Genomic DNA, 23,745 nt, shown 5'->3' with positions numbered 1-23,745 from the left:
CGATTGGCTATCGGATACTGCCTTACTAGTATAGAAGCTAACTAGACTAGCATAGGTATTCGTATTATCACTTTGGGTCGCAGCAATAGTTGCCAAGGATGCAGCCTCGGATAGATTCCCTAGCTTTGCAGCTGCAATTGCACTATTGGCAAAGCTACTAGCAGAAGCAGCATATAGCTGAGCACTATGGTTAGCAACACTTTCTAGGTTAGTAGCACTAACTGCATCATTACGTAACGTCTTGATTTGATCAGAGTAGCTATTCGCAGAACTCAAAATTGTTGCAGTCTCACTATTAGTCATACTGATTACTGTATTCGCACTAATAATCGTTGCGTTAGTTGTATGGCTAGCTAATATTGAGGCAACCGCACTAGCATCTTTTTGAACTTGATTTGCGGATTGAATAACACCATCATTAATAACCTTAGCATTACTTGCATTAACGATTGCATCAGAGCTGGCGGCCGTTGCACTTTGTTGATTTAAATCAGCAATCGAAGCAGCAGTAGAGGCAGCACTATTTAACGAATTTGCACTACTAATAATTGAATTTTCCACACTAGCAGCAGATGAAGCGGTCGATTGAGCACTAGAAGCAATTATAATTTGAGCAGCTGCAGCAGACTGGGCACTATTAACATCCCGATTAGCACTGCTAATTGTTGTCGATAAAGTTTCAATTGAACCCTTATATGAATTAACAGCCGTGATAAAACCACTTGCGACACTAACAGCAGCACTAGCAGCAGCATTATATTGACTTGCAGCAACCGAATTTCCTAAAATTGCAGCACTAATTGCAGATGCAGCATTTAAAGAAGCTGCATTCGCTGCTGATTGAGCACTTCCATTAGCATCATTTAAACTACTAATTACTGATTGCAGACTACTTTGTGCTTGTTGAGCTAGAGAATTAGCACTGAAAGCAGCTTGAGAATCAACAATGGCATTTGACAGAGCAACATTTGCATCTGAATTAGCACTGACCACAATTGCATTGTCAGAATGACTAGTTAAGATCAAAGCTGTTGCAGATTGATAACTTGAGACTTGTTGAGCATCATAACTAGCTTGACTAGATTGAAGACTAGCGGTATTAGCAATTAATGAGCTAACCGAAGACATTGTAGTTGCCCCTTGAGAAACCTCAGTTCCTAAATCAGAAAAGCTAACAGCCGCTTTTGAACTATTATTAGCAATTGAAATTGCTTCTGATTCAGCAGACGATGCTGAACTAGCGGTTACATAAGCAACCGATGCAGTCGAGCTAGCAACATTAGCAGATTTAACTACACTGCTAATTTGTGAATTTGCTTGCTCAATATTATTATTTAAGCCATTAATTATATCGGTATATGAGTTAGCTAGGCTTACAAATCCACTGGCTAAGTTAGCTAGGCTCTGAGCTTGGCTATTTAAGGTATCAGCACTCCCACTTTGCCCTAGTTTAGCTGCTGAGGTAGCATCATTGGCAACACTTGCAGCAGCAGCGGCTGCACTTTGCGTTGCTGAGTTAGCTGATAACACGCTCACATTAGCAGCACTAGCGCTTTTAACCATCCCGTTAACACTATCTTGAATGCTCTTAGCAGTACTCCATGCAGAAGATGCCAAATCAAAGGCAGCACTAGCTGATCCACTAGCTGCAGAGATTACTGAATTGCTATTATTTTGCGAAAATAGTGATTGAACTGCACTAGAATTAGAAACAACAGTTAATGACTGGGCACTAACATCAACTACTTGGCCGTTGATTACAGATGCGGTGCTTGAAGTTGCAGTATTAGCAGAACTAGCACTTACAGTCACTTGACTACCAACCGCTGAATAACCACTAGCCGCATTGGAAGTATCATTTGCAGATTTAATTTCTCCATCTTGAACACTCACCGCTTGTGAAGTAGCTGCTGATGCACTCAAAGCGCTTGAACTAGCGTTATTAGCGTTGGCAACGATTGAGTTCATTTGAGAATTAGCAGAACTAATTATTGCATTATAAATAACAATATCAGTTGAATATGAATTAGTGAGGCCAGCGTAATACGTAGTGTTAGCAGCATTATCAAACGCATTCTCATTTAATAATTGTGCCAATGATACGTTGCCAGTCTTAGCAGCACTAAGCGCTTCAGAAGCATTCGATGCTGCAGCATCAGCGTTATTTGATGCAGCAATGCTAGCCGATTTAGCCAAACTAAATGCTGATTGGGCGCTGTTAAATGCAGCACTAGCCGTTGAGTAAGTTGAACTAGCACTTAAAAATGCATTCTTAGCCTGATCAGCAGCGCTAATGGCAGCTGATTGAGCGGTATTAACCACCTGATTACTTGAATAGTTAGCGTTGCTATTGACTGATGAAACGACACTTTCAGCACTATTAGCAATGTTTTGAGCAGCAATTACAGAATTGAGTCCATTATTAACACTTTGCGTTGCGCTAATTGCTTGTTGGCTATTAGTAACTGCAGCACTATAAGCTTTGCTAGCAGTACTTTCAGCTATAGATGCAATCGATGCATTGGCATTGGAATTATTATTCAAACTGTTTTCAACAACAGCAGCTGATTGGGCTTGGGATGCAGCATTTGAGGCAATAGCAGCGGCCTGTCCAGCAATTTGTGCATCACTATAGGCACGACTATTAGCAGAAGAAGCGATCGTTACATAATTATTAATGTTTTCAGCATAACTGCTTACTAAAATTGCAGCAGAACTAGCTAAACTAGCACTGGCTTGAGCTTGACTATTTAATGAATCAGCACTTGTAGTTTGCCCCAATTTAGCAGCAACGACAGCCTGACTAGCAGTAGTTGAAGCCTGAATGGCATTTGACTGTAACAAGCTATTCGCACTCGTTGCGCTAACTGCAATTGCTTGAGCATTTGAAGCAGCCGATTGAGCTTGTCCACTTGCAATCATAGCATCTGATAATGCTGAATTAACAATTGTAGTCTCACTGGCTACCACAGAAGCAGCACTAGTAATCGTATCATTGCTTGGGTAAACAGAAGCTAATGAATTAACCAACGTGCTATCACTATTAATTTGGACCCTGTTAAAGCTAGCTAATGTGGTCCATTGACCTGCGCTTTGATTAGAATGCGTAGCGGTACTATTATCATCATTGACCGCACCACTAGCTACATTTCCAGAGTCAATCGCTGCTGAAGCATTTTGTGTAATGGTACTTGCTGATTTGAGCTCATTATTTTGGGTAACAAATGCAGCTTGAGCTGTATTATTAGCTGATGATCCCGCATTGAATGCAGAACTGACAACGGCATTATAACTATTTACCTGACTAGTTGCAGTCCTTTGTACCACTGCATCACTTAATCCAGCTGCTGAATTATCAGTAACAACCTTAGCAGCTGATGCTGCAGCAGAACTAGCTTGACTAGCTATGCTATTAAACGTAGAGGCACTATTAACATCCCCTAACTCAGCGGCGCTAATTGCATTCGATGCATTTACGGATGCCAAACTGGCCTGTTGGCTAACAACTTGATTAGCGGAACTAGCTAAGTAAGCGGCACTACTGATCCGTCCATTAGCAGATTGAGCAGCAGCATTGGCGCTATCTGCACTAACTGATGCTGCATCAGCAACACTAGTTAAAATGGCAGCAGTTTGTGAAGCACTATTAATCACGGCATTACTTTGCGCACTAGTTTGAATTGCAGCAATTGAATTAACAACGTTGGCTAAGGCACTATTAATAGCACTAGTCGAATTATTTAATGCATTTGTTGATTGAACTGCAGAGGATACCTGTCCATTCAATGAACTAATGGATTGAGCAACTTGACTAGCGGTTTGACTAGTATTGATTGCGCCACTATTAGTAACAGTAGCAACTGAAACTGCAATATCTTGAACACTAGCAGCCTGTTGAGCGGCACTAAGTAGATCAGAAACACTTAGCGATGCATGACTCACAATAACGGCATCTGAGCTAGCACGATTATATGCAGATTGAACAGCGGAACTAAGGTTCATGACAGTCTTTGTATCGGTTCCTGCTTGACTGGCATATGAACTAGCTAGTGAGGCTTGGTTAGATGCTTGAATATTAAATTCAGATGCAGCAGCAGAATCACCAATTATGGCGGCGCTAATCGCTTTAGCTGCATTATCCGATGCAGATAACGCATTGGCCTGAGCACTCGCATTTTCAGCACTAGCAACGTTAAATAACGAATTTGCACTTGACTGATCAACTGAAGCTGATTGTTGAGCAATCAATGCATCTGCAGATGCTGAATTAGCATTTGTCAAATAGCTATCTGCAACAATTGATGCTGATTGAATAGTTGCATTCGCTGAATGGTCAGATGAAATTGATTTAATACTAGAATTCATGCTATTAACTTGGGACTGATTAGCACTAATCTGTGAGACTAACGAATTAGTACTACCACTATTCAAGCTAGCACCTTGGCTAGCAGTACTTGCAGCAATCGACTGCGCAACTGCAGTGGATGAATAGATAGCAGCATTACTACTTGTTACGTTAGCACTACTAATTGCATTATCCTGCGCACTGGCAGCTGATTGTGCAACTGAGTTTGCGATCGATGCAGCACCGCTTGCTTGATTAATCGTGACTAAATCATTAGCTAGTGCCTGACTAGCTGCAATGGCTTGTTGTGCATAGTCGCTAACACTATTATTATATTGGCTAACCAATGCATTCGCTGTACTTGCTGAGTCTGCCTGTAGCTTTGCAATGCTATTGAGGCTATCTGCATTAGCTGAGCTCCCGACTTTAGCAAAGCTAATTGCAGTAACTGCATTGCTACTTGCCAATTGGGCGTTACTTTGTGCTACCGAATTAGCAGAGCTAGCCTGATTCATTGCCACTTGAGCACTTATTCTTGCTGATTGGACGAGTGAATTATTAACTTCTGCACTAGATAACGCAGCATTGAGCGAATTAATGGCAGCACTAGCGCTTTGTTGAGCAGCTTGGATAACTGAATTACTTTGGCGACTAGCAAGTACCGAATTAACTGCCAGTGAATCCTTAGTAGCATTACTTTGTTCAGTATTCCCCTGACTGATGGTGTCACTAGCACTCGAAGCATTTGAAATAACCTGATTATTCGTAGCATTGGCTGAATTAAAACTATTTTCAGCAGCTGAAGAAGCGTTAGCTGCTTGGTTACTAGTTGCATTTGCAGATGTAATTTCATTATCTTGCGCAATCGCAGCACTAGCAGCCACGGATTCAGTACTGTTGGTAACTGCGTTAGCCGATACTATCGTTTCATTTGCACTAGTGATTTTAGCATTGGCTGAGCTAACTTGAGCGTTATAACGATCAACATCTAAAGCCGCCAAACTGGCTGCATTTGCATAGCTAATTGCACTCGAATTAGCTACAGAAGCTTGCGAAAGAAAATCTTCAGCTGAAGCAGAACTACCTAATTCAGCCGCCGATTGAGCTAATTTGGCAAAGCTAGTGGCACTTTCAACATTAATTTGAGCCGATGAATTATTTGAAATTACAGCATTCATTGCAATGGATGCCGAACTTTGTGCCGATTGGGCAAAATTATATTCACTATTAGCAATGCTAAATGCCGAACTAGCATCATTAGATGCTGATTGTGCCGTCCCTAGCGCAGACTGAATAACGCTGTTGCTTGGACGTGCTTTCAACTGATCAGAAATACTTCCAACCACATTGTTAATTGATGAATTAATTGGTGTAACTTGAGAAACAGCCACACTGGCGTTTGAAACAACGGTAGCCAAGCTAGCTTGAACACTTGCAGCAGATTGCTGTGTATTATTAGCAGAAACCGCAACTGATTGCGCATCCCCGCTAATCTGATTAGCACTAGCAGTTTGCTTATCCTGAACGCTAGCAGCCTGTTGAGCAATCGAGTTGTTCTCGCTAACTGTATTAGCATCTATTGATGCTTGAATGATCGTAGATGAAGCATCATTATATGCTGCATTAGCAATATTACTAAACAGTACCAATGAAGCTGAATTTTGTTCAGCCACCTTGGCATATGAATAAGCAACTGAAGCAGCAACCGAAGCTTGTGCATTCGCACTCGCTGCTGCTGATTCACTTCCTAAACTGGCATAAGACTTAGCGATAGTGGCATAACTATTAGCAACCACTGATGCCGAGTTCGCATTGCTTTCATTAATAACAGCTAATGAAGCAACACTCTGTGCATTTTGTTCATTTACCTGTACTTGATTATTGGCCTTTGCGATTGCAGTACTATCAGATTGAACAGCGCTAAGTGCCTGCACAGCATTGCTTACTGCTGATTGGATTACTGTATTGCTCGAATGCGTTGAAAGGACAGCATTAGCTGAGTTAACATTAGCACTTGCCTGATTTACATTATCATTTGCACTACTAATAAAACCACTTGTTTGGGAAGCAGAACTAATGATTGAATTCAAATTCCCACTGTTACTAGTAACAGCATTGTAAGCGGCACTTGAGGCATTATTAGCACTTGTCATCATTTCATTAGCAGTTGAGATTGCAATGCTTTCTGCAACAGATGCTGACTGAGCAACTGAATTAGCATTGGAAACGGTTGAAGTCGCAATCGCCAATGCATTGTTGTATTGACTAGCAACGTATGCCGCTGATGAAGCAATTGCTGCATAACTAGATGTCAATAGGTTATAAGAATTTACTTCACTGGCAGCAACCGAAGCTGCACTAGCTTGAGAAGAAGCAACTGAATTAACAGAACGTGCAGCTTCAGCACTCCCCTCAGCAGCATAGGAACTGGCAACCGTAGCGTTGCTAAGTGCGATCGCAGCATCAGATTGTGCAACGGCACTCGCTGAATTTGCGAAACTGGCAGTACTTATGGCAGAACTATTAGCAGATTGAGCAGAAGCATTTGCCTCTGAAATAGATGAATTGATCACCCCAACGGCTGAAAAGGCAACACTGGCAGAACTAACCGCTTTTTGAATAATTGCATTACTTGAATTTTGAGTAAGGGCCTGCGAAGCTGCTGTATTCCAATCAGTCGCACTTTGATCAGCAGTCGCTGCAGAATCAGCAATCGACTGAGCTAAGCTAGCATAAGAAGAAGCGTTATTACCAAATGCATTGGCACTTGCAACTGTATTCGAAGCATTAGAGATCGCACTATTAGCACTATTAGTAGTGGTTAACGCAGCATATGATCCTAAACTACCTTCAAATGAGGCAATTTGAGCACCATGATTATAAAAAGAGGCTTGCGAAGCGGCATTTGAGCCAACGGATGCAGCGATTGATGCCCTTACAGAAGCGGACGCAGCCTCTGATGCAAAATATGAGGCCTGTTGTGCTGCCGAAGTTGCGCTATTCGCAACACTATTCGCAACGTTAGCAATGCTTTGGGCAACCACGTTAGCACTGGAAGCACTACTAAAATTACCATTAACTGCATAGCTGCTTGCTAATGATGCACTAGCAGAAGCACTCGCAACTGATTGCCTTACAGCCTGACTTAGTGAGTTTGCAACGGCAGAAGCAGATTGAGCAGATTTATTAGCATCATTAGCTTGACTACTTGCAATTATGGCATCTGAATTAGCCGAACTAGCAAGCACTTCGGCTGATTGAGCATATGCAACGTTTGTTTGAATGACCTTATTAGCTTCATTTGAAGTCAAAGTAGCCATTGCGGAATTCCATTGATCGGTCGCATTAGAATCATAACTACCAGCAACACTGGTCGATGCACCAGTCTGCGATGTGAAAGTACTTGCATCGCTAACGTAACTACCAGCACTATTAACAGCAATAGAAGCAGTTCGATCAGCTTGATCTGCGAACGAACTAGCAGCATTAGCACTACTAATGGCCTTGGATTCTATTGCCACTGCTGATTGAACAGCTGAATTCGCAATTGCGATTTGACTGGCAGCTGAATTCGCAACACTAAGCGCTGAATTAACATCACTAGCAGCAGAACTGGCTCGTTTAACTGCACTATCGGCGTTAAAACTAGCGGTAGATGCATCTTGACTGGCCACAACGGCAACACTAGCGGCTGAACTAGCAACAATTGCAGCGGAACTAGCAGCAACACTATCGCCTGCAACAGAAGCTGACTGTACTAATTGGTTTGCAGCACTCTCATCACTAATAGCATTTTGTGCGGCCTTAGATGCATTGCTAGCAATTTGAATTGCATTAGCAGCTGCTGAATTAGCAGCACTTGCAATGGATGATTGGTTATCAACATCTGAATTAGCATTATTAACGATTGCAGTCTGTTCAGAAGCAATGCTAACAGCACTGCTAACGATGCTGTTTAGTGAATGCCCACTAGCTAATGAAGTTATCTGTTGATTTGCTTGATTAGCTTGGGATGCGACTGACGAAATCGCAATGGAATTAGGCGTAATTGTACTTGCTACAGAACTAGCAATTTCAGAATTATTCGATACGTTGATAATGTTATTTACAACAGCACTTGCCGCAGAGGTAGCGTTAGCACTAACTGAATTTGCCAGGCTCACTGAGCTATCAATGCCGCTTCTGATTAAGGAATTAGCAATGTTTGCAGCAGATTGAGCGTCGCTAACGGCGTTCGAAATCGCAATGCTATCACTAGTTACTGACGAGGCAGCATTACTACCTGCTAATGAAGCAGCACTAGCAAGGCTAATTTGCGCATTATTCGCACTAGCGGCTGAACTAGCAGTATTCATTGCACTAATTGCTACACTAGCGGCTGACGAAGCAGCACTAGCATCCCCAGTAATCGCTGCTGAACTAGCAACTGAATTAGCGGCAACTGCAATTGAATTGGCCAAAGTAGCTACACTAGCTGCAGATACTGCAACACTACTTGCACTGCTTAAAACAGATTGGGCACTTGCAACAATTGATGATTGGTTCTTCTGATCACTTAGTCTTGAAACAATTGCAGAACTTGCTGAACTAACAACAACAGTAGCAGAACTAACCGCTGAATTACTTGAATTTCTAGCGTTCAAACTATTGATCAAACTTTCTGGACCAGCAATTGAACTAGCATTACTAAGCCCAGCAGCACTTGCACTATTAGCCGCACTTGAATAAACGTTATTATCACTAGCAGCCGCGATAATTGAAGCTGCGTTTGAACTAACGTTTTGATTGATTCCGCTAACAACTTGACTCGCAGAACTAGTAACGATTGCAGCGGAGACTGCCGCTGTAATCTGTAAGGCAACTGATTGAGCAGAACTAACGGTTGCAGAAGCTGAATTAGCATTTGATAAATCTATCTGAGCAGCACTATTGGCATTTATTACAGCTGTATTTGCAGAATCGATTGCACTGCTTGCTGACTGTACATCAATGATCGCGGAAAGTGCAACTGAAGCAGCCGAGCTCGCGATTGATGCTGCATTACTTGCGGCCGCGCTGTTAATCGCTATTCCTGCAGATTGAGCAAGTGTACTTTGTGCCTTGGCAACGCTGGATGCTGAACTAATCACGCTAGTTGCAATTGATGCCTTAACATTTGCAGTCGATGCAGCAGCACTAGCACTAGCCGCAGCTTGTGATTGCGTCTTCATGTCGGCATTAGCTTTTTCAAAGACAGTTGCTGCAGAATTAGCATCTGAATTAACGCTACTTAATTTAGCGTTATTGGAATATTGACTAGCCATACTATTTGTCGCACTTTGGTCAGCGTTAACTCCACTATTTAGCGAAGCTGCCTGTAATGAATCAGTATTAATTGCACTAACGTTAGAATTTACGTTAATGACACTGTTGACCGCTTGGCTTACTAACGAACTATTTGTATTACTTGCAGATGTAGCAGTTGCAGAAGCAGAACTAGCAAGGTGATTAGCACTGGCTAAGCCACTATTAATTACACTTGTTGCCACTGAAGCTGCACTACTAGCATCATTCGCTGCACTGTTTACCAATGCTTGAGCAGAGTTTATTGATTGGACTGCATTCAAAGCAGCGGTTGACTGAGCAGCAGCAATTGAAACTTGAACACTGGCACTGTTGGCAGCATTAGATGCCGTTTGATTAGCAGTAGAAGTAATCGCAGCTGCGCTTTGAACTGCAGAAAGGTCACCACTATTAGCTGCAATTTGTGCAGCTAAGGCAGCTGAAGAAGCAATCGAATATTCAGAAGCTGCAATTGATGAATCGATTACAGCACTACTATTGGCACTAATTGCGGTCGTGCTAGCACTAATTGCAATTGATGATTGTTGTATTGCAACCGAATTAGCAGAACTAGCAACTACACTAGCGGAATTAATTACAGTATTGGCACTATCGACCGTAGCGTTACTTGAATTATTAATATTCAAACCAGCAATCACGTTACTAGCAGCAGCAATCGAGTCAGCGCCACTACTAATGCCGTTATTGACAGCAGATACAACCGCTGCATTGCTACTTACAGCACTTTGGTTGTTAGCAACAATTGCAGCAGAACTAGCTGTCGCGGTATTAAATGAACTGACTGTAGCAACGGATGAATTTACATCATTAGCAATCGATTGAGCACTAGCAACCACTCGGGCTTGTGATGCCGCTGATTGAACGATTGAATTTGCAAGACTGGCGTTATTAGCATCAGCATTAGCTGACGAAACAGCTAAACTAACGGAAACCGAAGCGGCCTGGATTGCAGCACTTGCTGAAGTAGCTGTACTAGAAGCAGCCAGAATAATCGCAGCGTATGAACTAGCAGCATTTGCTGCAGAACTAGCGGCTGCACTATCTAAATTGTTTGTAGCAGTGCTCAAGGCCGCCATTTGATCAGCAACCTGATTGCTAGCGCTAGCGGCTATTACAGCAGCACTAGCTAAACTGACGCTTGCTGCAGAAGCAAGTGCACTTTGTTGAACCGCTAATTGGCTTTGAACAACCGCATCTGAACTAGCGGATGCTACCGCACTGGCATTAACATTAGCTACAGCTAATAAGCTGTTAGCAACACTGTTGTTACTATAAGCAGACTGTACAGAAACCACCACTGACTGTGCAGATTTGGTATCAGCAAAACTAGCATTGATAACGGTCGCTAAACTAAATACTGAACTAGCACTCGAACTGGTTCCATTTAAGCTAATGTTTGCTGATGATTCAACATTAGTGATTCCGTTTTCAGCTGAAGTGGTAGTCGAGTTAGCATTGGAAGCAATACTAGTAGAGCTATTAATTCCACTACTGATTGCCACAAATGCAGCATTAGCAGCACTTTGAGCGGTAGAAGCATTGATACTGAACGCTGCATTATTAGAGACAGCATTAGAAGCGGCAATTGAACCTGCAACATCGGCAGATGAAGCTGCCGTCATTTGAGCACTTGCATCAGAAGCAGCTACCTGTGCAGATGCCAAGTAAACATTGGCTGCACTAATGGCGTTAGCTATCGAATCTGAATTTAAGCTGTTATTATTAGCCATACTAGCTGCAAGACTAGCGCTACTGTTAGCTAATGAGTTTTGATAACTAACCACAGAAGCATCAGCACTGGCATTCGAATTGGCTATTGATGCAGCCGTTGATGCTGAGTTAGCAATCGATGATTGTAGCGTTGCATTTTGAACTGCACTAACAGCAGCACTGAGGGCGGATTGAACTACTGTATTCGCACTCAAAACCACTGCATTATTAGAATTATGATTAATTAAATTATTGATGGTACTGCTTGCGCTATCAACAGCTGTACTATTAGCTTGAACAGACGCACTAGCGCTACTTGCTTGAGCTGAGTAGCTATTAGCACTGTTATTAGCACTAGAAACAGCTACTGAAGCCTGATTAACAGCAATATTGTAATTACTAGTCATGCTAGCAACTGAAACTGCATTACTTGCAGTTGATGACGCCAATGCTGTTTGTGATTCTTGATCAGCATAGTATTTAGCAATATTTACTGCATTACTAGCAGTATCAAAGTTAAAACTAGCTATGTCTGAAGCAGTACTTGCCTGACTAACGGCCGATTGAGCAGTAGAACTATTCGCTTCCGCATCATTAGCAGCACTTTGAGCTGCTTGTGCATAAGATAAAGCAGCACTAGCTGCGGAACTAGCTGCCGTGCTATTTCCAGCAACCGATGCGGAACTAGCCGCTTGACTGGCTACAATCGCATTTGAAAATGCATTCGCAGCAACACTAGCATTAACAACAGCAGCAGCACTAGCTGAATTAGCAATCGAGGCGGCTGAACTAGCAACGGATGCCTGTAAGCTAGCACTAGCATTCGCAGCATTCGCCATTGAAACAGCTGAACTAACGTGACTATAAGCAATGCTAACTGAGACGTTATCATTGCTTTGACTAGCTACCATGCTAGCTACAGAATTAATGGAATTAGCGGAACTGTTTTGTTGGCTAATTTGAACACTATTACTATTAACTAAACTACTAATCGATGTAGCTAAAGAAGCGTTGCTACTTGTCCCAACAGCATTTGATGATGCAGACTGGTTAACACTAGAAGCGCTATTAGCAGCACTACTAGCAACACTGCTTGCAGATGCCAATCCACTATTAATTATACTTTCGGCTTGACTAGCAGCACTAGATGCATCAATGGCAGCCTGTGAAACGGCACTACTGTTTATCGATACCTGAACAGCAGCTGCAGAAGCCGTACTTAAAGCGCTCTGCAGTGCATTCGATTCAATAACTGCCTCACTTGAAGCCTGGGCAGCGGCACTAGCTGCGCTACTTGCAATTTGATTTTCAGAACTAGCTGCAGCAGAATCACCGCTAGTCGCAGCATTGGATGCAACCACCGCAGCGCTAAGCGCCGTTGAACTAGCTGTTGCAGCTGAAGTAGAAGCGATGAATGCAACACTACTTGCTGATTGAGCGGCAGCGATTGCCTGACTTAATGCTGCACTTTGACTGTTCATTGCAGCAGAAGCAGAGCTAGCTGCTGTAATTGCCGAATCAACAACAACTTCAGCACTTGAAACAGCTGAATTAGCAGAATTAAACTGATTTAAACTAGTTATTACCCCAGAAGCTGAATTAATCACTCCATTACTACTAATAGTCGCACTAGCCTGGCTGCTAATCGTAGTGGAAGTTTGGCTCAATGAGTTCATTACAGTACTATTAGCACTCACAATTTGATTAGCTAAGCTATCAGATTGATTAGCTTGGGATGCAAATGAAGAAGCAGAACTAGCATTGCTAATTGCTGAAGCGACCGTATTAGCAATCGATTGATTTGAATTAGCACTGTTGAGTGCTGCTGCTGCGATCTTACGATCATTTGAAGTGGCAATGGATGCAGCACTAACTACATTAGCAGCAGATGATGCCGTTTGGCTAGCCAATAGTGCATTACTATAATTGCTGCTAGCAACTTGAGCTGCAGACACGGCTAAAGAAGCACTGCTTGAAGCTGCTGATACATTACTATTTTGAAACGCAGTAACAGCATCAGCTGATGCAGATTGAGCAATTGAATTAGCCACACTAGCGGCAGTCGAATAATTAGATGCCATCGCATTAGCACTATTTGCAACAACATTAGCACTATTAATATTGCTCCCTTGTGAGTTGGCATCCAAACTAGCCGATTGAGCAACAGAATTAGCAGAATTAACAACCGCAATTGCACTGCTTAACATTGAATTAACACTTGTATTAGAAGCAATCGAATTTGCAAGCACCGCAACAGAACTAGTTTGTGAACTAATGCTAGTTATCGCATTAGAATCAATTTGTGCAGATGCACCACTATTGGCCACATTAGAGACAACTGCACTAACCGCATTAGAATTAATTAAAGCGTTCTTATTATTATTAGCTGCCGATTGGGCTGCAGCATTTGCCATGCTAGAAGCACTTAAAAGCTCACTTGTTACAACACTATTAGCATAGCTCGCCGCAGAACTAGCAAACGAAAGCGCCGTACTAGCAGCTGAAGAAACAGAAACGACATTTGAGATTAAGGAAAGCGCTTTAGCATACCCACTAGTTAATGATGAATAATTAACTGCAGCGCTATCTTGATATTCTGAAGCCATTTGAACAATTCCTGATACATATGAATAAACAGATGAAGCGGTTGAGTAATCTCCATTACCCGCAGCAGAACTAGCCGCATTTAATGCTGAAGACAAGGCATTGCTACTAGCCGTAATTGATTGTAAATAGCTTACATTAGCTGAGTTAGTCTGAGTTGCAGTTTGTGAGATCGAAATGAAATCGTTGTTTTGACTTGAAGCATTATTACTAGCAGATCCGTAGATAACAGCTTCGGATGCAATAACGCTATTTGCGTAAATCACAGCTGAATCAGAAGCGTTACTTACCCCTAGTGATGCAATTACTGACTGTGCACTAGCAATACTTGCGTTATTAGAACTGATAACACTATTATTAGAACTTAAAGCGTTTTGGTAGCTAATGAACTGTGATTCAATTTGGGTATAAGCTTGGTAGTGGGATACCATACTGTAATAACTATTAAAGTTATTGGCCACTGAACTGGTTTCAGAAGCATATGAAGCAGCAATCGATCCATTAATTACGTTGTTTAAATATGAATTAGCACTTTGCGCAGCTGTACTAGCATTCGTAAAATCAAGTTGAGCTGATTGCACAGCATTGGATGCCTCAATTGAAGCAGCTGTTACAGCTGAGCTAGCAGATTGCGCAGACTGAATAGCACTATTTAAAGCATTGGATGCATTCACAACAACAGCAGCTGCACTACTTGCGGCGTAACTATTGGTTGTTGATTGAGCTGATGATAACGATGCCATGGCAACGCTTATGCTCGTAGTTGCATTTGATGCAGCCAGTGACGCTGCATTTGCACTCAAAATAGCCATTGAGTATTCATTCATAGCGTTGGATGCATTAGCACTTTGAGAATTAGCATCTGATAACATCGAGTTAGCAGCTGAAGCAGCAGATGAAGCTAATGAACCATTGTTTACAATATAACTATTATTAGAATTAGCACTAATAATGGCGCTAGCACTATTTGCAAATGAGATAGCGATCGATGCTTGTGAACTAACTTGTACAGCATAACTGCTCGTTAAACTAACCGCCGATTGAATATTCGTCGCGATGCTAGGTGCAAAACTAACCATTGAATTGATCGAGGATAAACTACCATTAGCTGTACTAGAAGCTAAAGCTGCTAAGCTAACAGAACTATTAACGGAACTTTGCACATTAGAAATAGCAGTGCTAATCGCAGAACTAGCAACAATTGCAGCAGAACTAACATTACTTAATGCTCCAGACGCTACGAAAGCAGCAGAACTAGCCGCTGTTGCTGCAGAGATAGCAGCGGAATACTCAGAACTAGCGAGTGAATTAATTGAAGCTGCGCTACTTGCCGCCTCACTCGCTGCAATTTGAGCACTAGAGGCTTCTGATAGATATTGAAGCCCCCCACTTGCATCTGTCATTGCAATTGAATTTAAGTTAGCAGCATAACTGCTGATTTGATTTGCGTATGAAGATGCATAACTTGCATTGCTAAATGCTGAGCTAGCTGTATTTGCCATCTGACTAGCAATGCTATTTTCATTACTAATAACATTTGAAGCAGAAGACAAGATCGCATTAAAGCTATTAACTACTACGTTGGCACTTGAAATGTCTGAATTGTTAGCATTGTTACTTGCTATTGAATTCAAACTACCGATAGCAGAGTTAAGAGCAGCAGACGAAGCGTTTAAACTAATTGAATCAGAGCCAACTGCATTCGTATTATTGATAACATTGCTGTTCGCATTTGAAGTTTGAACATAGTAGGAATTGATGCTTTGAGCAGCATTATTTACAATTGAAACACTACTTGACGTTAACACAGCTAAACTAGCAGTCTCAGAAAAGGCAGATGCATTGATATAATTAGACGATTGATTGTTCTTTAAGTTAAACATTGTGATGCGATCAACCGTCAGGGCATTATATGCAGAAGTAAAGGAAGCCATTGCTGCCGAGGCACTTGCACTAGCTGCGACTGCAGCATTAGATGCACTGGCAATTAACTGCGCATTGGAAAGTACCACACTTGCAGCAGAACTGGCTGCTACACTATTATTAGCAACTTGAGCGGCGCTAACGGCACTTTCAGCTGAAATAATTTGATTAGAATATGAACTAGCAGCTGCTGAAGCACTAGCAACTATTGAGTTAGCATTAGCAGCTGCTGTACTTGCGGTGACAATCACACTATTTTGGGCTTTCAAGTCAGTATAAGCAGATTCATTAGCACTGACTAATGAACTAGCTTGTGATGCAACTGAAGCAATTGCACTATTATTTGAATTGGCGGCTGCAATAGAATTGATTGCACTATAGTATGAATTAAATGCACCATAGTCATAGGTAGCATCTGAATTAGCTGAAGAGGCAAAAGAAAGTGCTAATGAACTGATGGATGTCATGCTAGTAACGCTGGAATAGTTAGAATATAAGGATAAATAATCACTTGCGGTCGAAGATTGAACACTATTGACCTGGTTTACGTTAGATTGAATTCCACTACTAATAGCGACGGATGCTCGATTAAAAGCAACACTGGCCGTAATGGAAGCATTTGAAATATAATTATTATCATCAAATAAGCCTGCTAATGCACTGTTTCCAATTGCTTTATAAGAATTAGCAGCACTGACGATTGAATTATATTGATTCAAGTATGATGAAACATCGCTCATCGCACTACTTGCTGTTGATGCGGCAGTAGAAGCACCAGAAACGTCATAAGTAGTAACCGCACTGTTAGCAATGCTAGTTTCAAAGTTAGCCACTGAATTAGCACTTGAAATGGAAGCTGCGATCATTAACGCATATGAATTCAGACTAGCAACTGAACTAGTATTGCTATTTCCAGCAGCAACGTCACTATTAATATTGATCATTGCAGAACTGATTTGGACAGAAGCAGAATTAATTACAGATGTAGCACTAATTGCGTCAGAATTAACACTATTAAATCCGTTTAGCGAATTCATCGCTGAAGAAGTTGCACTATATCCACTAACCAATGCAGCAATTGAGGTTCCAGCTGAAGAGACTGTAGATGAATTAACATTTGCTACCGAGTATTGGCTACTAGTAACCGCAGTTACCGATGTAGCAAGGACTGATTGTGAATTTAATAACGTTGAAATACTATTAGTAATTTGGGCATAAGAAGCAGTGGCTGCAGCCTTGGATGCGGTATCAGCATAAACGATCGCAGCACTAGCATTAGTAGAAGCAACGGTATAGTCACTATTCATTGCAACCAATGCATTACTTGCAACAGAATTAGCCGATTGGGCCACTGAATTAGCAGCATTGGCATTAATTAACTGGCCACGTTCATCATTAATTGCAGAAGTTGCCACTTCTGCCGCACTGATGACAATTGAAGTTTGTCCGTTATCATCAGAGTTAAATCGATTATTATAGGCCGATTGAGCCACTGAATTGGCAGACGATGCCACAGATGCATATGAGGATGCCAGACTATTGGCATTAGAAAGGTTGACAAAGGCACTCGAAGCTGCACTGCTTGCAGCAGATAACGTAGCACTTTGTTGCCCTGCATCCACCAAAGCATTGCTGGCTAATGTTGCAACGGAATTAGCTGCAGAATTAGCCGCATTCACTTGTGAATTATTAGAGTTCGCACTAAAAATAACATTCGCGCTAGCTTGAGCTGAGCTAGCAACACTATTAGCACTAACTACTGAAGCATAGACGTTACTTCCAGCAACAAATGAACCGTTCACTGAGTTAGTAGCTAAACTCCCATTACTATAAAGATTAGAAATTGAACTAGCAATATTAGCAACAGAAGAACTGGCAGATGATGCGTTTGAAGAAGCACTTGTAATATCGTTTAACAATGCCCCCATGAGTTTATCAACGGCTGATTGAGCACTGTTAGCAGCACTAACGGCTGAATTAGCGTTAACATTAGCGCTGCTAGCATTCACTGATGCTACGCTTGTCAAACTGGCGGCGATAATCGCTTCACTAGCCGCGTTAGCAGCGTAGGATGAAGCAGCAGAACGGGCAGCAATTGCGTTTGATGCAGCAATTGAAGTTGCTGAAGAATTACCGACCGCTGCATTTTGACTAGCAATTACAGCATATGATGATGCAAGTGAATTGGCGCTACTTGCATTTGTAGCAGCACTGCTGGCAATCACATTAATTGAACTAGCAACTGAGGAAACTGAGTTGGCAGTCGATATTTGTTGACTAGCAGCACTAGCTGCTGAACTCATGATTATTGCAGCGGCACTTACCACTGAACTAGCTTGTTGAACGTCAGAACGATTCGAATAAAGCGATGCCGTTTTACTCATTAAGCTATCTGCACTAGAGAAAACGGTTGCAGCTGATGAATATTCACCATTAGCATTACTGGTGGCAGTACTATTAGCAGCAATGTAATTATTATTACTATTTACTTGACTAATTGCAGTTCCAGCATTATTTGCGAATGAACTTGCATCATTCGCGGCACTACTTGCTTGAGAAGCATTATTATCAATTTGGCTAATAATTGCGTTAATGTTGGAAAGTGCGGTTGACGCATTGGTGCTTTGCACATTTAAGCTAGCAGAATTACTAGTGATGCTAGCTAATGATCCACTCATTGATTGATAATTATTCGAAGCTGCTGTTTCAAGACTGTTCGCTTGACTGGCATAACTAATAACGCTAGCTAATGATTGTTGAACATCATTTAGTGAACCAAATAGTGATGATAAGTCGTTATAATTAGCATTATTGATGTCCTTTTGAATCAAGTTAATAACAGCACTCGCCATTAATCCGTTATTTTGATTGCTAATTGCGGCATTGCTAAGTAATTGTTCCAAACTATTAGCATTGCTGATCCTTTGTGCGTTATCACTTGAGTACGATTGAGCCAAACTAGCAGCAGTAGAAGCCGCTGAAGCATAAGACTGAATGTCAGAATTACTTGGTCGTGAACTAGCAAGTGAAATGGCAGCTTGAGCAGTTGAAGTTACAGTACTTGCAATTGATTGATAGCCAACTTGAGCAGTGTTATTAGAGTTTATTAAGGAGGCCCCGGCGTTAGAATAATTAATAATTGCGCTAGAAGCCGAAACAATTGCCTGACTTTCAGAATTAGCAGTACTGTTAGCAGAGCTAAATGATGTCGAAGCATAACTTACCGCATAAGAAACATCTGAATTAGCAGCATTAGAGGCCACACTCTGTTGGGCATTAAAGGTAACCGATTGATTAAACGCCTTTACATATGCAGAGCTGGCACTAGCAATTGCTGAGTTTGCAGATGCGTTTGCATTAATTGCAGCTTGTGATTGATTACCAATATCACTAGCCAAACTAAGCAACTGGGAGACAGAATTACTATTAATTTGATTGTAGTTCAAAGAAGCTAAAATGTTAGAAATATTAGCAGAATCTTGGGATGCTGCTAAATATGCTGAACTAGCTAAGGCATAAGCATTTGAAGCCGATGAATTTGCACTACTTAAACTAGCCTTTTGTGATGAAACCACCAAAAGGCCACTGTTAAAAGTACTGGATGCACTCTGTGCGAGAGTATTAAATCCATTCGCAGCGTCATTATTAGGGATCAAACTATTGACTAAGCTAGTGATGGAGGTATAGCTAGCAACAGAACTCTTAGTAATAACTGCAGAACTATAGAACGAATCGAGATTAGCAGAACTACTTGAAGTCACTAAATAAGCACTAGATGCATAACTAGAGCTATTTGAAATATTACTATATGCTGTTGAAGCATAGCCACTCAATGCACTGATGAATGATGAGAAATTAGTGGCGGCACTATATGCACTGCTAGCCGTACTCTGTGCGATAGAAGCACTTTGCTGATCATTAATAGCGTTGATTGCAGCACTATATGCAATGCTATTATAGCTATTAACCATACTTACTACAGCACTAGCACTAGTAACAATGGTATTAGCTACTGACGCTGCAGAAACCGCAACGTTAGAAATCGAAGTTTGACTAGCAATCGTCATCCCACGAGCACTATTTAATGCAGCACTAGCGCTTTGAGCGGCAACTAATGCTGAACTAACAGCAACATCCAAACTCGCAATGCTATCGCTCAAAGTATTCGCCGCACTAGAAGCGGAACTAGCGATCGAGGCATTTGATGAAGCATCATTATTATAGCTATTAATTGCAGACATCGCTGAGCTGACAACGCTGACCGAACTAGAATAACTAGGTAAATTGGCATAAACGGAATTACTCAACGAAGCAGAATAACTAGCAACGTTTGAATAATAACTGCCTACGACACTATTAGCAGAAGACGCAATTGAGTAATAGGAATTAGGGACTAATGACGAAATCTGGGTATCACTATTTGAAACTGCACTACTTGCACTACTTGCAGTTGCAACATCTTGTGCAGTATTATTAACGATCAAAGCGTTATCAGTGATCGTTCCAGAGGTCTTTTGAGTAGAGTTATCCGTTGGCCCTAAAATCGGGTTATGACTAGTATTAGTAACGGAGTTAGTGCCATCAGGATTGTTAATTAGGGTCGTACTTTGGTTGGTAACAACATATTGAGCATCAATAATCACACTTTGGATAGTACTACTACCCACAGCATTTAATGGACGAGTGTATTTATATGAGTAACTACCATCAGAATCCTTAGTAAAATCAGAAAATGGGATTGAAATGGTGTATCCATTCCGATAATAAGGATCATTAATTTGAGCAGTTACTTGATCTGGATCTTGGATCATTGTAGTTGAACCAATTGGTAGTTCATCGTTAGCAGTCGTATTTCCGTTCGTACTTACCCGAACGTAAACATTCTTACTAGTATCCAAAACGTTGGCAATAATAATCTTAGCAGAAATATCGTAGCCAGAAGCTGATTGGCCACTAGTATCCTTAATTAAGCTAGGCTGCCCACTAATATATACGGTTGGTGATGCTAAGAAACTTAAGTAATGTGACTTACTATTGTCAAAATTATTCAAGACAGTATTGGTCTGTAACTGACCATTAACCGTGTAAACCGTAATGGGGTTAAAACCACCAGATTGTTGACCAATTTTAACCATATATTGGGGAGTAGGATCTTGAGTTTCATTAACTTGTCCGATCACTGAATATGCAGTAATTGGTGGACTATTAAAGAACTTCCCATAACTAGTTCCATCAGTGACCCCTTGATCGTCATTAAGACCATTCTTACTAAAGATGATCTTACTACCTGGGTTATTCAAAACAACGTTACCAACGTTGTTTAAAAGGGTTAAATTATTGACCCCACCATCTGAATAAATGTAGAGGTTACTTAAATTCATAACGTTTAAGTTCCCACCAACAGTCAATAGGTTCCCGCTGAAACCATTCAAGTTCTTAGTAGCGTGGACCGACAAAGCACCACCGTTTTGCACAACAACGTTCCCATTTAAATTAACCGGATTATTGTCATTTAAACTATTGTTAAATACCGCTTCAAGGGTCCCACCATTGACGTAAACATTACTTTTTGAAGCTGTAAAAATCGCTGACGCTCCATTATTAGGGGTTACAGTTAATCTGGCCCCTTCATTAATAGTCAAACTACTTTGTGAGTTCGTTAAAATGATCCCGTTATTAGCAGCTGCGTTGGTCCCAAACGAACCGGAATCTTCACCATTTCCACCATTTGGAGTTAGGACCATTATAGAGCCCTTATCTAGGGTCAAATTCCCGGAAAGTTCGATGTTATTCCCCATTTGAGTTTTTCCATAGTATTGACTATTGGGTAATAACTCCATACTTTGGGTCTGGATATTTTGTTGATTCCCAGCAAACGTACTAATGGTTCTAAATGGACTAGTATAAGAACCTTCAGAAGTGGTATTAACGATTCCATCAATGTACAGTTTAAAAGACCCTGTAGAATTAGAGTTATACATCTGAGAACCCTCATAATTAACGTTCTTAAAGGTCAAAGTCCCTGTCGTGGAGGCATATTCATTAATTGGTCCGTAATAATTGACTCCATATAGTTTTTTGAAATTTTTAACCACCAAAGAATTAATGTTATACGGATTTTGATGTTCATTATATAAATCAGCAATATGATTTTGACCATTAATAGTCATATTGGTAGTACTTCCAGTAGGCGCAGAGTTTCCAGCATTTGAACCTGCATCAATATCAGTTAAGAGTCTGATTTCACTAGTGCTTCCAGATGGTACGTTTGCAAAGTAGTCATCAAACTGTGAAATATTTGTAATGTAGTAAATATTTTGATTATTAACTTTATTGTAAACATCATTATAACCAATGTTATAAAGAACGTTATTCTGACTAGCGTTATTTAATGCACTAACGTATTTATAATGACTTTGAGCATTATTTAAGGCTGCTTGCGCCCCGTTATATGAAATGGTATATGGATTATTAGAGGTGGCAGAATTATTAGTAAAGACGTTATAAGAACCATTTGCATCGGTCCCGTTCCAACGCCCAGTTTCGGCATCATAGATCCCTTGATTAGCCAAAAAGTAATCAAGTGAATAATTATAAGCCAATGCCCGTGCTGAAGTCGTGACATCAACGTTGGAGCTTAAAGCAACGGAATTACCTGAAATTGCCTGTTGTGAATCGCTAGGTGAATTAACAACGTTAGCGCTACTAGAACGGTTAGCAGCGCCAGAAGTAGTCGTTCCATTAGTATTAGAACCATAGACGTTTGGATCGGCTCCAACTCCAGAGTTCAAGGAACTATAAGTACTAAAAGCATTCAAAACGCCATTGTAAGCGTTCTTATAATAAATGTTACTTACATCAACATTACTAGTAGTAGCAGACTTTAATTCATCTGGATGAACTGAGTTCCAAGCAGCAACAGCTCCAGCATTGGCTAAAGCAAAAGCATTCACACCACTATTAAAGTTACTATTGCTACTTGCAACTGTCGTCCCAGCCAAAGCTGCAGATGAGGCCGCAGAAAATCCATTATTAAAATCAGAAGATGAGTTGGAAGTGGCCGTAGTCGTTGATAAATTACCAGCAATTAGTGTAGTATCGGCATTGGAGTCCGTTCCGACTTTATAGCTAACTAAATCATCTTCAGAAGATCCATCACTACTATTACTATCAGTCGTTGCAGAGCTAGCGCCCTCTGAAGAAGCAGTTGAGCTTCCCGCACTAGAATTAACATCACTATTAGCTGAACTAATAACTTCTGATGTAACGTCACTAGCAGCACTCACTGAGCCATTAGAAATTGAGTTTTCAGAGCTGGTGTTGGAATTAGAGCTACTACTATCGCTTGCACTAGCTACCTCAGAAGAACTATTCGTCGATTTAGAATCGCTTCCACTAGCTGAACTAGTGTCGATTGAATAGTTAACAATGTCGCTACTCCCATCACTACTAGTTGAGCTAGATTGACCAGCATTTGTACTATTTGAAGTACTACTTGAAGAAGCAGAAGTCGAGCTATTACTACTAGTTGAGCTAGATTGACTAGTACTTACACTATTAGATGACACAGAAGCACTCGCACTAGAATGACTGTAGTTATCACCACTACTAGTGGTCGAATCATCGCTATCACTAGACTGCGTTTTAGAAGAAACGTTAGATGTGTTTTCATCAGCACGAGCTGAAACGCCCTGCCCAAACAGACCGACCCCACCAATTGTAGATAGCAATGAAATAGAGACGACTACCCATTGCTTTTTAACCTTCCGTAAGACTTTTTTATCTTTTGTTTTTTTAAACTGAAATTTATTATATACCAA

1 protein-coding gene (cut by a window edge) is annotated in these 23,745 nt (G+C 41.1%); it reads right to left on the bottom strand.

The features are described 5' to 3' along the window. A protein-coding gene (locus ACSVI6_RS08355; RefSeq protein ID WP_491721108.1) for a DUF5776 domain-containing protein crosses the window boundary here: on the bottom strand, positions 1-23,745 show its 5' portion. It extends 14,820 nt beyond the left edge of the window; only the first 23,745 of its 38,565 coding nucleotides appear in the window; its start codon is at positions 23,743-23,745; the stop codon falls past the left edge of the window.

Source organism: Nicoliella sp. ESL1106 (assembly GCF_058509965.1).
The sequence above is the reverse complement of the archived record's forward strand: the minus strand, read 5'-3'. Positions and strand labels throughout refer to the sequence as shown.